Consider the following 14,541-nt stretch of genomic DNA (forward strand, 5'->3'; position numbering starts at 1 on the left):
CGGGGATATCGTCGCAAAGACATCTTACCCGCGCCCGCCGAACGTAAAACGAGCCCTCCCCGCCTAAGGCACGAAGCCTGGAAGGCGGGGATAAGAGCTCGTCTCTATCGTTGTCCTTATTATGTTTAGCTTAACCGGTGCTGGATTATGCTTCCGTTACAAGATCGCCAGCGAGATCGTCTTGTCCCCGGCCTGAACCGATTCCATTCCGTCCGCGCGTCCGAACGATACTTCGTTCACGAGCACGTTGTCTCGAAGCACTTCGTCGAACTTGCGCAACGCTGCTTCTAGTTCTGCATCGACGTCCAACACGAGATTCACGCGCTTCTCGATCGGCAGGTCAAGCTTCTTGCGCTGATCCTGAACGGAGCGAATGACTTCGCGTACCCAGCCCTCTTGCTCGAGCTCCGGCGTGATCTCGGTGTTCAGCGCGACGGTAACGCCGCCGCCGGATGCCGAAGCGAAGCCCGGCTTCGCTTCCTTCTCGACGAGCAGCTCGTCGATCGCGATCTCGAGCGCCTCCCCGTCCGGAGACGAGAACGCGAAAGAACCGGATTGCACGACCGCGCTCGATTCGTCGCCCGACAACGCCTTGAGCGCCGCTTGGATCGGACCGACGTTCTTGCCGTACTTCTTGCCCGCGACCTTCAGGTTCAGCTTCAAGTTGAAGTTGACGAAGCTGCTGTCATTGGCGAGCGTAATCGTCTTGACGTTGATCTCGTCTTTGATGATCTCTTCGTAATCCGCCAAGTTGAACGCGCCGCTTAGCGAGACGAGAAGGTCGGACAACGGCTGGCGGGTCTTGATGTTGTTCTCGTTGCGGATGTTGCGCGCCAGCTCGACGAGGTTGCGCGCCGTCGCCATGTCCCGCTCCAGTTCTTCGTCGATCGCGGAGCGGTCCGCGACCGGGTAATCCGCCAGATGGACGCTGCCTTCCCCACCCAAGTTGCCGTAAATATCCTCGGCCACGAACGGCGCGTAAGGCGCGATGAGCCGCGACAGCGTCAGCAGCACGTCGCCGAGCGTCTGGTAAGCCGCCAGCTTGTCGTCCGTCAGTCCACTGCCCCAGAAGCGGTCGCGCGAACGGCGCACGTACCAGTTGGACAGCTCGTCGATGAACGACTCGATGTTTTTCGCCGGGTTCAGGAAGTCGTTCGCCTCAAGACCGCCGCTTACGGAAGCGATGAGCGAGTTCAACCGGGAGACGATCCACTTGTCGAGCTTGTTGTCGCTCTTCGCCTTGGCGTGCTGCCCGGGCAAGTAACCGTCGATCGTCGCGTACAACGCATAGAACGCGTGCGTGTTCACGAGCGTATCGACGACTTTGGATTTCGCCTCGGCGACGATGCCTTTCGAGAACCGCTTGCTGTTCCAAGGCGCGCTATCCGCGAGCAGCGCCCAACGGAACGCGTCGGTGCCGAATTCGCCGATGATCTCCCACGGATCGATGACGTTGCCTTTGGATTTGCTCATCTTCTGGCCGTTCTCGTCCAGCACGTGACCGGTGGAGATGACGGACTTATAAGGCGCTTTGCCATTGTATAGCGTCGATACGGCCAGCAAGCTGAAGAACCAACCGCGCGTCTGGTCGATGCCTTCGCAGATGAAGTCGGCCGGATATTGCTCCGCGAACTTCTCCTCGTCGCCCAGCGGATGGAAGTATTGCGCGAACGGCATCGAACCGCTGTCGAACCAGACGTCGATGACTTCGGACGCGCGGTTCATGACGCCGCCGCACGAGCACTTCAACCGCACATCGTCGACGTACGGCTTGTGCAGCTCGAGATCGGAAGCGACGTCGCCAACGGCGAGCGCTCTCAGTTCGCTGCGGTTGTGCACGGCCTTCTCGTGCCCGCACGATTCGCACGTCCATACGTTAAGCGGCGTGCCCCAATAGCGGTTGCGGCTGATGTTCCAGTCGACGAGGTCCTCGAGGAACTTGCCGAAGCGGCCGTCGCGAAGGTGCTCAGGGTACCATTGGATCGTCTTGTTATTCTCGATCAGCTGGTCTTTGACCGCCGTCGTCTTGATGAACCAGCTCTCCGTCGCGTAGTAGAGCAGCGGCGTCTTGCAGCGCCAACAGAACGGGTAGCTATGCTCGTAACGCTCCTTATGGTACAACAGTCCGAGTTCGGACAGCTTGCGCACGATGTCGACGTCGCAGTCCTTAACGAAGCGGCCGGCCAAGTCCGTAACCTCGTCGATGTAACGGCCATCGCCGCCCACGACCATCAGCATCGGGATGCCGTGCTGTTTCGCGACGCGATGGTCGTCTTCGCCATGCGCCGGCGCGATATGAACGATACCGGTACCGCTTGTATCGCTAACGTAGTCGGCGTCGATGATTCGGTAGGCGTTCTCCACCTTCACGTACGGGAACAACGGCTCGTAAGTCAAGCCGACGAGCTCGCGGCCTTTAACCGTGCCGATGACTTCATAGTCGCCTTTCATCACTTTCTCGACGAGCGCGCCGGCGAGAACGTAGACGCTTTCCGCTTGACGCACGCGGACGTAATCCAGTTCCGGATTGACGGCCAGCGCCACGTTGGCAGGCAACGTCCAAGGCGTCGTCGTCCACGCGAGCGCATACTCGCCCGTGCCGGTCAGCTTGAACTTCGCCGTCGCCGTAAGGTCTTTGACGTCTTCGTATCCCTGCGCCACTTCGTGCGAGCTGAGGGTCGTCTGGCAGTCCGGGCAATACGGGCTGACGCGGTGGCCGCGATACAGCAGCCCCTTCTCGTGGATCGTCGCGAGAATGTGCCAGACGCTCTCGATGTATTCGTCCTTCAGCGTAATGTACGGATCGTCGAGATCGGTCCAATACGCGATCGCTTCGGTCAGTTCGCGCCATTGGCGCTCGTACTCGAACACGCTCTCGCGGCACTTCTTGATGAACGGCTCGACGCCGTATTTCTCGATCTCCTGCTTGCCCGAGATGCCGAGCTGCTTCTCCACGCCGAGCTCGACGGGCAGACCGTGCGTATCCCAGCCGGCTTTACGGATGACGCGATAACCGGCCATCGTTTTGTAACGGCTGACGAAGTCCTTGATGACGCGGCCGAGCACGTGTCCGATGTGCGGCTTGCCGTTCGCCGTCGGCGGTCCCTCGTAGAAGACGAAGTTCGGGCGTCCTGCCCGGTTCTCGATCGACTTGCGGAACGTATTGTCTTTGCCCCAATGCTTCAAGATTCGCTCTTCGCGGGCTCTGGCCCGTTCTTTGACGTCTACGCGACGCATGCGATTCAACCCCTTATCGATGTATGTCCTTGAATGCAAAAAAACCCCATCCCGGTAAGGGACGAGGTTCGACTCGCGGTACCACCCTTGTTCCGCGCGCTGGCGATCATGCCCGGCGGCGGCTCTTGGCGGCCGAATGGATCGGCCAGCTCTTGTAACGGTGAGCGTCCGGCAGTCTCTAAGGCTCGCGCATCGCGCTCGCGTTCGAGACGGCGTCTCGGGGATGATCTTCGGCAAGCTTCGGCCGTTGGCTCGCACCGTCCGCCAACTCTCTTGAGACCTAACGCGCGCTTACTGTTCCCGTCTTCGACATTTGGTTCTTCCCTTCTTTATAACGGACGGGAAGCCGTTTGTCAATTCGGGCGCACGGCATAGGCAGCCCGAATTAAGCTTCGATGCCCTTAGGTTCCCGATGGTCCAACGATTCCCAGCCGTCCTGCGTGAGCAGCTCGAGCTGCGTCTCGACGAGAGCGCGGAACCGCGCGCGGTAGATCGCGGCCTGCTTCTTGAGTTCTTCGACTTCCAGCGCGACTTTGCGGGACTTGGACAGCGCGTCGTTGATGATCCGGTCGGCGTTCTTCTCCGCTTCCTTCACGATCAACTGAGCTTCCTTCTTCGCGTTGGACTTCAACTCGTCGGCCGCTTCTTGCGCGACGATGATCGTCTTGCTGAGCGTCTCCTCGATGTTGGAGAAGTGTCCGAGACGTTCCTGCGCCGCGTTCACTTGGTTTTGCAGTTCTTTGTTCTCGCGAATCAAAGCCTCGAAATCTTTAATGATCTGGTCGAGGAATTCGTTTACCTCGTCTTCGTCGTATCCGCGCAACCGGCGGCCGAATTCTTTATTATGGATATCCAACGGTGATAATGGCATTGGCGCACCTCCGAGTTCAATTAAACCACTTCGCCTGCTCTAGTCATTAGACTCAATTCGACGAATCGCGCGCAAATCCTTCTGGCGGGTTACACAAATTTACCGATTTTCACCCGAATTCTTCCGCTCTTCGACATGCCCTCGACTTCAAGAACCTTGAACCGTCCGAGGCCTTTGACCGATACGACGTCTCCGGCCTTCAACGGCTCCGCGGGATTGTCTTCGGCCTTCCAGTTCACGCGGCAGCGTCCCGCGCGGATCGGATCGACGATCTTCGTCCGGCTGAGCCGGAACACGTCGCTCGCGATGCCGTCCAAGCGCATCGAGGCGACCGACAGCGTCTGCTCCTCCAGCTTCGACGCAACGACCCGCAGCTCAATTAGCGGACGCACGGATACGGACACATCGACGCGATGCGCCTGCTTCATATGGCCGATCAGGAAATCTCCGATTCCTTCCGTAATCAGCGCGTGACAACCGGCGTCGCTGACGTGCAGATCCCCGATCTTGTCCCGCTTGATGCCTAGTCCGAGCAGAGCGCCTAAGTAATCGCCATGATCGAGCTCGGATACGCGGCGGTCGTCGGACGCGATCTCCAGTACGGCGATGCCCATGTCTTCCTCTTCCAGCATCCGATAATCCGGCGCGATGAGCGCCCTGCGCCTCTCGGCTTCCGGATACCCGCCGTCGACGCGGACTTGAACATCCGGGTTGCGGTTCGCGAGCGAACACAAAATAGACGCCTGGCGAGGATCGAGAAAGTCCGTGCGCTTCATCTCGTGATAAAGCGCGGCGCGTTCGACCCATTCCCAGGCGCGGTCCACGAATGATCTCTCATCCGGGTGAAAATGTTCGTAAATATCCTTGTGAGCCATTAGTCGACCATCCTACTCTAAGCCGAAAAAGCCGAGTACGACTTTCAAGCCTTCCGCAACGAATCGAATCGCGATGAGCGCGACGATCGGGGAAATGTCCAAGATTCCGCCGATCGGCGGAATGATCCGGCGGAACGGCCGCAAGTACGGCTCGACGAGCTTGCCCAGCATCTCTCCGACGAAGCTTTCGCGGACGGAAGGCAGCCAAGACATCAAGACGTAGATCAGAATCATATAAAAATAAATATCCGCCAGTAAATCGATAAAGCTAGCGATTTCGTTCAAGGGGTCACCTCATTCTAGGGTAGTCGGCTTCCTCCGCCATGATCTCCGTAATGGTCCCCGATACTTCTACCGAGTCCGGCGTGCACAGGAAGATATCGGAGCCGACTTTGGAGATTTGGCCTCCGAGCGCGTACACGGTTCCGCTCAAGAAGTCGACGATGCGAATCGCCTGGTCTCTTCTTACGCGCTGCAAGTTCACGACCACGGAGCGACGGGATTTCAGTTGATCCGCGATTTCTTGCGCTTCGTCGTATGTACGAGGCTCGGACAGTACGACGCGCGCGTTCTTCTGCGAATGAATGCTCACGACGTTGTTCTTACTCGATTGTTTACGCGAATCGAACACCGGGGTTTCAATTTCTTGTTCCTCGGCATGCCGCGCGTTGCGGTCGTTCGTCTCCGCTTGCTCTTCCTCTTCCTGCAAGCCCAAATAGTTCAGAAATTTGTTCATGACGCTCATGATTTTCCCTCCTCGTGTCTTTCATTCCCCACTAAGACCGTACCCAAACGCACGTGGGTCGCGCCTTCTTCGACGGCAATCTCGAAATCGTTGGACATCCCCATAGATAGCGCCGCGAGCGGCTCTCTCGTTACCGCCGTCCGATTCAGTTCGTCTCTAAGCTGTCTTAAGGTTCGGAAAATCGGGCGGGTCTGTTCCGGCTCGCTCTCGTATGGCGCCATCGTCATTAATCCGATCGGCTTGATCCGATCGTACGGTCGCAGCTCGCGGGCGAACGACTCCAATCGATCCGGCTCCAGGCCGTGCTTCGTCTGCTCTCCCGAGACGTTCACTTGCAGGAAGCAAGGAACTTCGACGTTCAGCTGGCTGGCCCGGCGTTGGATCGCATCGGCGAGCGATAAGCGATCGATCGAATGAACGTAGTCGAACTTGCCGACGACGTCTTTGACTTTGTTCGTCTGGAGAGATCCGATATAGTGAAAGACGGCTTGTCCTTGCAGCGCCTCCCACTTGTCCTTGGCGTCGGGCCAACGGTTCTCTCCGATATGGCCGACCCCCGCGCGTACCGCGGCTTGCGCCGTCAAGGTCGATACGTACTTCGTTACCGCGATTATCGTTACGTCCTCGCGGCTTCTGCCGCCTCTGCGGCATGCTTCCTGCAGCCGGCTCTCGACGTCCCGCAGACGGGCTTCCAGCGTCACGGCACGTTCACCTCGTTTTCCTTCCGAGCCAGCTCATCATGCGTCCCGTATGGCCGTTCTCCATTCGATGGGAGAACAGCACGTCTTTGCGACAACCTGTGCACCATGTTGTCATTTCGATGCTGCTCGGCAAAATTCCTGCTTTTATCATAAGATGTCGGTTCAATAGTTTCAAGTCCAGTCTGGCTCGTCCCTCTCCGGAAGGTTGGACCGCACTCTCTTTCCATGCCGGATCGCCGCCTGCAGGCAAGGTTTCCAGCAACGGTCTGACGTGCCGTAGCACCGCTTCGTCCACCTCGTAGCAGCATCCGCCGATCGATGGTCCGATCGCCGCGCGAACGTTGTCCGGCTTCGCGCCGAACGCCTCGGCCATCTTCTCCACCGTCCGGCAGGCGACCTCGGCGACCGTCCCTTTCCAGCCGGCATGGGCCAGACCAAGGCTTCTCGTTACCGGATCGTAGAAATATAAAGGGACGCAGTCCGCGAAGAACATCGCGAGGAGCACGTCCGGCTCGTCGGTCACTAGCGCGTCCGTATGTTGAATCGCGCTTTCGCGGTCATAGCGTCCGCTGCCGACGTCGTCTTTCGCGACGACTCGCACGTCGCTGCCGTGTACTTGCTCGGCGCATGTCCAGGCCTCGAACGGCCATTCGAGCCGGTCCGCGATACGCTTTCTGTTCGCGAGCACGTCCTCGGGACGATCTCCGACATGAAGCGCCGTATTGTTCGCATACCGGGTCGTGAAGCCCGCCGTAATGCCGGACTCGGCGCACCACGACTGCAACATCAACAATGCCTCGGCATCGTCGCCCGATTGCGATCGGAACGGTTCCATGGGCCAACACCTCCATAGCACAGTGTACCATAGCGGCGCGGCGATACGAAGACGCTTTTATCTCACGATATGCTGATCTCCGTCCTCGAGCCGGTACGTCACCTTCGCGTCGTCCAGTCGGACGAGCACGACGTCCGTGCCGATCTTCACGATGTTCCTCCAAGGAATGATGACGTCGTTGCCTCCGCCGAACATGCCGAACAGACGGGTGGACGTTGGCACGACGATCGCGTCGATTCTGCCCTGACGCAAATCCAGCTCGAGGTCGCTGATCTGCCCCAGCTTTTTCCCGTCGACGATGTTGATGACGTCTTTCGTCTGGAAATCGGATATTTTCATCGCGCTCACGCTCCCCGCAGTCAGGCTACGCCCTATAGATCAATATATGAGCCGCGGACATCCGAATTGTCTCGCCCGTCAAAAAAAGGTGAAGCCGGATGGCCTCACCTTTAATTACCCAGTTGCTTAGGTTTTCACGTGCTTTTGCATTTGCTGGATAGCCGACTTTTCCAGCCTGGATACCTGCGCTTGCGATATTCCAATCTCGTCCGCCACTTCCATCTGGGTTTTCCCTTCGAAAAACCGCATCGATAAGATCATCTTCTCGCGTTCGTTCAGCTTGCGCATCGCTTCCCTGAGCGCGATCTCTTCGATCCACTGAATATCTTTGTTCCTCTCGTCGCTGATCTGATCCATGACGAAGATCGGATCTCCGCCGTCATGATAGATCGGCTCGAACAACGATACGGGATCTTGGATCGCATCGAGCGCGAATACGATGTCTTCCTTCGGCACGTTCAGCACTTCGGAGATTTCCAGAATCGTCGGTTCCCTCGCGTGCTGGTTCGTCAACTGGTCGCGGACCTGCAACGCCTTATAGGCGATGTCGCGAAGGCTGCGCGAGACGCGAATCGGGTTGTTGTCTCTTAAGTACCTGCGGATTTCTCCGATGATCATCGGAACCGCATAGGTCGAGAAACGCACGTTTTGACCGAGGTCGAAGTTATCGATCGCTTTCATGAGCCCGATGCAGCCGACTTGGAACAAGTCGTCGACGAACTCGCCCCGATTGTTGAATCTTTGAATGACGCTGAGCACCAGGCGCAGATTGCCATTCACTAATTTCTCCCGGGCCGTGATTTCTCCTCGTGTCTGCAGAGCTAGGAACAGTTCCCTCATCTCGGCATTGGTCAGAACGGGCAGCTTTGAGGTGTCCACTCCACAAATCTCCACTTTGTTGCGGGTCAAGGCAATTCCTCCCGGGGAGCAGCATTAATGTAAAGTATCTCCGGGAAGGGGGTTTTTATTCCGCAAAATGAGACTTCTGCCGCTAGCGGAAAAAGCGTGAAAAGATCGAATTTTCGCTGTAATTCATACCATTTTGTTAAATTCCTTGCGCAGCCGCTTAATAATTCGCTTTTCCAAGCGGGAGATATAAGACTGCGAAATGCCCAGCAAATCCGCAACGTCCTTCTGCGTCTTCTCTTCTCCGTCCGCGAGTCCGAACCGGAGTTCCATGATCGTCCTCTCCCGGTCGCTCAGCTTGTCGAGAGCCTTGTGGAGCAATTTTCGGTCGACTTGCTCTTCGATATTACGGTAGATCGTATCGTTCTCCGTGCCTAGGACGTCGGACAGCAGCAGTTCGTTGCCGTCCCAATCGATATTGAGGGGCTCGTCGAACGACACTTCCGTTCGCGTCTTGCTATTTCGGCGCAGGTACATCAAGATTTCATTCTCGATGCATCGCGATGCGTACGTGGCCAGTTTGATTTTTTTGTCCGGATCGAACGTGTTGACCGCCTTGATCAACCCGATGGCGCCGATGGACACGAGATCCTCGATATGAATGCCGGTATTCTCGAACTTCCGCGCGATATAGACGACGAGCCGCAGATTGCGCTCGATGAGCATCGCCCGAATCGCCGCGTCTCCCGTGTTCAACCTCTCAAGCAAATACTCTTCCTCTTCCCTGCTTAGCGGCGGGGGAAGCGCCTCGCTTCCGCCGATGTAATACACTTCCTCGCTCTTCCAGCCGAGCAAGAACAGCAGGCGGTAGAGCGTTAATTGGGACCTCAACTTCATATTCGCGAGCATAGCTGCAATCCTCCTGTCAGGCTGGCTGGGATGGCGCCTTTGCCTTGGCGTTGGCGTTGGCATTGGCGCCTGCGTGCGTTAAATCGGGATGGACGATGGCGCGGTAGCTTGCGTCGGACGATAGCGTCCCGCCGTCCAATCCGATCAACACGCGCGTCGTTTGAATCGGGGCATGACCTTGCATCGACAGTACGACCGCGTCCGGCTTGACCCCCAACATGAGCTTAGGGCTTCCGTTGACGGCGCGATAAGGGATGAGCCGAAGCCGATGACTCCACCCGAACGGCTCGGGATCGTTCGACCCGAGCTCTGCGACCAGACTGTCTGCCGACTCTCCTTTGAGCCGATCGCACCAGCCGGCGGGCAGCGATTCTTTCCATATGCTTGCTTCCATGATCATGACCGGCGTCCTCGTCAACGGCTCGTACAACCGGTTGCCCGTATCCAGAAGCCCGCGGAACGTCCAGGTCCGTCCATCGACCTGTACTTCGACGTCCCAGATGAGCGCCTCGACGTTCTGCCTCTTGCGGCGCGTCTCGGCGCTTGCATGGAACAACCAGACGGCCAACAGGAAAGCGACGGCGAACAGTCCCAGCTGCATTTGCCATTGCAGAACGATACTGCCGTCGGAAGCGTACGTCATCCCTCCCCAAGGCGAGCCCGACGACCGAACCAGGTAACTTATGCCGATCACGCCGCCAAGCGTTGCGAAATTGACCGTATAGAACGCGGCGACGTTGCGCAACGTCTGCATCGGGCCGCCAAAGCCGAACGCCATGAGCAGCATCGCCAGCGACACGACGACTTTACCCGCGAATGAATACAGAAACTGTACGTCGACCAGGAACATGGAAGCCGCGTAGAGCGCTCCGAAGACGGCTGCGCCCGCCAATCGTGACCTTGCGGGGTATAGTCGTCGCGCTTTCGCCGTAAGCAGAAGGACGACTCCGTCAATCGCAAGGTTCGTGAAAAACACGAGATCTACATAGACGACCATAAGCCGGTAACCCCCCATCCTTGTTCGCCCGGAGAAGCCTCTCGTGCATAGGCCGGGATGGATGAAATCAGTATAATCGCTTTCAAATAAGGTGTCTGTCTAATCTTGCCGGCCTTTCTAGCCTTTTTTTGTCGACGTCGGTATCCCTTTCGTTCAGGCTGAATTGTGCTTTTGTCCGGGTAAATTCGCTTCGTTTCGCTACCTTTTTCCCGGTCGAGTAGGAGGCGGATCGGTTGAGATGCATGGTTCCTATCCGCCTCCTTTTAAGCCGATATCCCCTTCGCTCAGTCATCAACCGTCCAAGCAAAACTTCAGCAATATCCCGCTCGCTCAGCACCAACATGCTATTGGAAATCACTCTATATCCCGTTCGCTCAGCCAGATTACATAACAAATATTTCTAAAAAATTCTTGTAAACAGAACAAATGTTCGTTATAATAAAATAAGAACATTTGTTCCTTTCCGATTGGTGGTGAGCGTTCTGGATACTACATTCGAAGCAATCGACAGCCTGTTGAATTCGGAGGAACTCTGCATTCAGGCGCTGCACAACGTCAAATGGCCGGAAGGCTTTCGTTGCCCGAAATGTTCCCATCCGCAATGTTTTACGATTCATACTCGCCGGCTTCCCCTGTATGAATGCGTCCGCTGCGGCAAGCAGACTTCTCTGATTTCCGACACCTGCTTTCGCGGCTCCCGAACGCCGCTTACCTCTTGGTTCAAAGCGATCTATCTTCATTCGCAGCCCGGCGGAATCAATGCGCTGCAACTCTCCAAAGCGATCGGAGTAACATACAAAACAGCCTGGTTGATCTGCCATAAGCTTCGCTATGCCATGAGCCAGGCGGAAGCCGAAACGCTGCTCGGCGGGATCGTACGCGTGTCCGATGCGCTCATGTACAAAGTAATCGGTTTTCCGCGTAACTATATGGATGTCGAACAGCCAGTGTTCGTCGCATCGATGGAGAACGAGAACGGGGATATTACGCGAATCAAACTCCGCATCTCTCCTCGCCAATTGCGAAAAGATCATATCGACTCTCCAGATGACTCCGCATTCGTTCGGTCAGTGGTCGAACCCGAATCTTTTCCGCATGCGATCGTTCAAGAACGTTATTTCAGCAAACCTAATCGCGAACTGAAACGGATTTCCTTGAACGCGGAGAGATGGCTTGCGCGAACGTTCCGCGGAATCGGCACGAAGCACTTGCAAGTGTATCTCGAACATTATTGCTATATCGAGAATCGCTCCGGCAATTCATCCACTCTAGCACTTGTGCTGCTGCAGGATTGCGTTCGTAGAACCGGTATCGATTACCCGACATTAATTGGATTGAAAGATCGACGTTCCGTACGGCCAACGAGAACAAAACACGTCTCGACTTCAATTGCGGTGTAAGAAGCGTCTGAGCTCATACGAGTCTATTCTGAACGATTGGGATAATGGTGTTGGGAATGCCCCATTGCGGGCTTGTTTCGATAAGAAGAATCACGGTTTAGTCACCCAATTGAATCATCACTGGGAATTTTCACTGAGCGACGGGGATATCGTAACAAAGAAGATGGAGCGTGCATACGCGAAGACTTGAGCTTGAGGAGTAAAAATCAACAAGCAATTGTGCTCGCCTGAGCGAAGGGGATATCGACACAAAGGAGAAAAACAAAAGCCCCGACCCCCTCTTGGCGGGATCGGAGCTACATGAGGGCGATCGATTAACGATCGCGGCGATTGCGAAGGAACGCCGGAATGTCGAGCTGGTCGCTCGTCAAATTCTGCGAATTGAACGGACGAAGGTTACCCGAGGAAGTACGGTTCTCGCTGGCGTTCGTCGTTGGTTCGGCCGCCGCGGAGTGGTGAGACGGTTGTTGATGGTGGTGCTGCGGTTGATGCTGTTGTTGCGGAATGCCCGGTGAAGGACGACGAGCCGCGTTGCGGTGTTCGAAGCCGGTCGCGATAACCGTTACTTTGATCTCGTCCTTCATGTTGTCGTCGATGCTTGCGCCGAAGATCATGTTCACTTCCGGATCCGAAGCGGAGATTACGATCTCGGCCGCTTCGTTAACCTCGAATAGCGAGAGGTTAGAGCCACCCGTAATGTTCATGATGATGCCGCGAGCGCCTTCGATAGAAGTCTCGAGCAGCGGGCTTTGGATCGCTTTGCGCGCCGCGTCCATCGCGCGGTTCTCGCCCGTTGCGGTTCCGATGCCCATCAAGGCGGAGCCGCGCTCCGTCATGATCGTCTTCACGTCGGCGAAGTCAAGGTTGATCAAGCCAGGTACGGCGATCAGATCGGAAATCCCTTGTACCGCTTGGCGAAGAACGTTGTCCGCTTCGCGGAACGCTTCGACCATCGGCGTCTTCTTGTCGACGATCTCGAGCAGGCGGTCGTTGGGGATAACGATCAGCGTATCGACCTTTTCCTTCAACGCTTCGATGCCTAGATCCGCTTGCGTAGAGCGTTTGCGGCCCTCGAAGGTGAACGGACGGGTTACGACGCCGACGGTAAGCGCGCCGCATTCCTTAGCCAACTCGGCGATAACTGGCGCTGCGCCCGTACCCGTGCCGCCGCCCATGCCGGCGGTCACGAATACCATATCCGCGCTCTTCAACGTGGTCGTGATGAACTCGCGGGATTCTTCGGCCGCTTTCTTGCCCACTTCCGGATTCGCGCCTGCACCCAATCCGCGAGTCAGCTTGTCCCCGATCTGCAGCTTCTGCTCCGACTTCGTCAGGTGCAAAGCTTGCGCATCTGTATTTACGGTAATGAATTCGACACCCTTGACTCCGGTCTCGATCATTCGATTTACGGCATTGCTTCCGCCGCCACCTACCCCGATGACTTTAATCTTAGCGAGCGGTTCCATTTCAAAATCAAATTCCAACATATATTCTAACTCCTCCTCGCTCCGTTCCGAATGGTTCCTCGTAAGCGGCGGCTTATATAAATTCCTTGAACATGTTCTTGAACCATTGAACGATTCCTGGTTTGGATTCGCTGCTTCCGGTCGATTTCGATTTGCTAGGACGCTTCGCGCTTGTCGCACCGCGCGCGCGAACATGTTTGCTTACATATTGAATCATGCCGACGCCGCTGCTGAAGGACGGATCCCTGACCCCGATGTAATCGGGAACGGCGACTCTCACGTTGGACTCGAGCTCGGACTGAGCGAGCGGAAGAACGCTCGGCAACGATACGGAACCGCCCGTTAGCACATACCCGTTGATCTTGTCGAGATAACCGAGACGTTTCACTTCTTGGCGGATCATTTGGAAAATCTCTTGCATGCGAGGCTCGATAATGTTCGCGAGATCGAGCTGGGAGAATTCCTTCTCCATGTTGCTGCCGACCCGCATAACCTTGAATTTCTGGTCTTCCGCGGCATCATCGACGCGCGCGCAGCCATACTTCAGCTTAATCTTCTCGGCATGCTCGGTTTGGGTTTTGAGTCCGTAGCAAATATCGCTCGTCACGTAATCCCCGCCGATAGGCAGCGTGGATACGGCGGCAAGGCTTCCGCCTTCGAAGATCGCGAGCGTCGTCGCTCCGGCTCCGACGTCCGCCAGCACCGTGCCCATCATCTTCTCGTCCTTGGTCAGCGCCATCATACCCGAAGCCAGAGACATTAGGATAACGCCGGAAATACGCAGTCCGGCCTTCTCCACGCATCTCATCAGGTTATGTATCGCTGCTTTGGTACCGGTAATGATCGTGCATTCCACTTCGAGGCGAACGCCGATCATGCCGCGGGGGTCTTGAATCCCCGACAGACCGTCGACCAAATACTGCTTCGGCACGAGGCCGATGATTTCCCGTTCAGGAGGCAACGCGACGACTTTAGCCGCTTGCAATACCCGTTCGATGTCTTCCTCGCCGATCTCCCGGTCTTCGTTGGAGACGGCTACGACGCCGTGATTGCTCTGGAGAGCAATATGATTGCCCGCAATCCCGACATAAACCTCGCTTATTCCGATACCGACCATGCGCTCGGCATGATCGACGGCATTACGGATGGATTGCACGGTTTGGTCAATATCTACAATGGCTCCCTTACGAATTCCATCGGAATCCGCGGATCCTACGCCAATGATGTTAATGGCCCCGTTGCTGATCTCCCCGATAATCACCCGGATCTTCGACGTTCCTATATCCAGGCTGACGATGAGGTCATTGTTGCTCAACCGGT

General features: G+C 56.5%; 14 protein-coding genes and 1 other annotated feature. Of the genes, 1 reads left to right on the forward strand and 13 read right to left on the reverse strand.

Annotated elements, in window-relative coordinates:
- Positions 1-156: 156 nt before the first annotated feature.
- The 11 genes from ileS to spoIIGA form a co-directional block, all read right to left on the reverse strand.
- Entirely contained in the window at positions 157-3,237 is a 3,081-nt protein-coding gene (gene ileS / locus ACFQZG_RS10860) for an isoleucine--tRNA ligase (protein WP_378152258.1), read from the reverse strand.
- A gap of 54 nt (positions 3,238-3,291) precedes the next feature.
- Positions 3,292-3,553: a binding site (T-box leader), on the reverse strand.
- A 69-nt stretch (positions 3,554-3,622) separates the two neighbouring features.
- Positions 3,623-4,108, reverse strand: coding sequence for a DivIVA domain-containing protein (locus tag ACFQZG_RS10865; protein ID WP_378152260.1), 486 nt, complete (start codon positions 4,106-4,108; stop codon positions 3,623-3,625).
- 89 nt (positions 4,109-4,197) lie between these two features.
- Complete coding sequence (locus ACFQZG_RS10870; protein ID WP_378152262.1) at positions 4,198-4,983, reverse strand: YlmH family RNA-binding protein; 786 nt, start codon at positions 4,981-4,983, stop codon at positions 4,198-4,200.
- A 12-nt stretch (positions 4,984-4,995) separates the two neighbouring features.
- A complete protein-coding gene (locus tag ACFQZG_RS10875) occupies positions 4,996-5,268 on the reverse strand; it encodes a YggT family protein (RefSeq protein ID WP_378152264.1) in 273 nt (90 codons plus the stop codon).
- A gap of 4 nt (positions 5,269-5,272) precedes the next feature.
- The gene (locus tag ACFQZG_RS10880) at positions 5,273-5,728 is read right to left on the reverse strand and encodes a cell division protein SepF (RefSeq protein ID WP_378152266.1); all 456 of its coding nucleotides are present in this window, start codon (positions 5,726-5,728) and stop codon (positions 5,273-5,275) included.
- Complete coding sequence (locus ACFQZG_RS10885) at positions 5,725-6,429, reverse strand: YggS family pyridoxal phosphate-dependent enzyme (protein ID WP_378152268.1); 705 nt, start codon at positions 6,427-6,429, stop codon at positions 5,725-5,727. Before ACFQZG_RS10885 ends, ACFQZG_RS10880 begins: the two co-directional genes overlap by 4 nt.
- Before the next feature lie 7 nt (positions 6,430-6,436).
- Positions 6,437-7,264 carry a peptidoglycan editing factor PgeF gene (gene pgeF, locus ACFQZG_RS10890; protein WP_378152270.1) on the reverse strand — a complete coding sequence of 276 codons (828 nt, stop codon included), beginning with the start codon at positions 7,262-7,264 and terminating at the stop codon, positions 6,437-6,439.
- Positions 7,265-7,321: 57 nt separating this feature from the next.
- Entirely contained in the window at positions 7,322-7,603 is a 282-nt protein-coding gene (locus tag ACFQZG_RS10895; RefSeq protein WP_378152272.1) for a YlmC/YmxH family sporulation protein, read from the reverse strand.
- A gap of 126 nt (positions 7,604-7,729) precedes the next feature.
- Complete coding sequence (gene sigG / locus ACFQZG_RS10900) at positions 7,730-8,512, reverse strand: RNA polymerase sporulation sigma factor SigG (RefSeq protein WP_378114163.1); 783 nt, start codon at positions 8,510-8,512, stop codon at positions 7,730-7,732.
- A gap of 123 nt (positions 8,513-8,635) precedes the next feature.
- The gene (gene sigE, locus ACFQZG_RS10905) at positions 8,636-9,358 is read right to left on the reverse strand and encodes an RNA polymerase sporulation sigma factor SigE (protein ID WP_378152274.1); all 723 of its coding nucleotides are present in this window, start codon (positions 9,356-9,358) and stop codon (positions 8,636-8,638) included.
- Between the two features lie 16 nt (positions 9,359-9,374).
- On the reverse strand, positions 9,375-10,355 hold the full coding sequence (spoIIGA, locus tag ACFQZG_RS10910) for a sigma-E processing peptidase SpoIIGA (protein ID WP_378152276.1): 981 nt from the start codon (positions 10,353-10,355) through the stop codon (positions 9,375-9,377).
- Between the two features lie 473 nt (positions 10,356-10,828).
- On the opposite strand from spoIIGA, the gene ACFQZG_RS10915 reads away from it, so the two are divergent.
- Complete coding sequence (locus tag ACFQZG_RS10915) at positions 10,829-11,755, forward strand: transposase (RefSeq protein ID WP_378152278.1); 927 nt, start codon at positions 10,829-10,831, stop codon at positions 11,753-11,755.
- A 314-nt stretch (positions 11,756-12,069) separates the two neighbouring features.
- Here the strand turns inward: ACFQZG_RS10915 and ftsZ are convergent, their stop codons facing one another.
- Together ftsZ and ftsA are read right to left on the reverse strand one after the other, a co-directional pair.
- The gene (gene ftsZ / locus ACFQZG_RS10920; RefSeq protein WP_378152280.1) at positions 12,070-13,242 is read right to left on the reverse strand and encodes a cell division protein FtsZ; all 1,173 of its coding nucleotides are present in this window, start codon (positions 13,240-13,242) and stop codon (positions 12,070-12,072) included.
- A 52-nt stretch (positions 13,243-13,294) separates the two neighbouring features.
- Entirely contained in the window at positions 13,295-14,536 is a 1,242-nt protein-coding gene (gene ftsA, locus ACFQZG_RS10925; protein ID WP_378152282.1) for a cell division protein FtsA, read from the reverse strand.
- Between the last annotated feature and the right edge of the window lie 5 nt (positions 14,537-14,541).

Source organism: Cohnella sp. GCM10027633, from assembly GCF_042675445.1.
Classification (GTDB): Bacteria; Bacillota; Bacilli; order Paenibacillales; family Paenibacillaceae; genus Cohnella.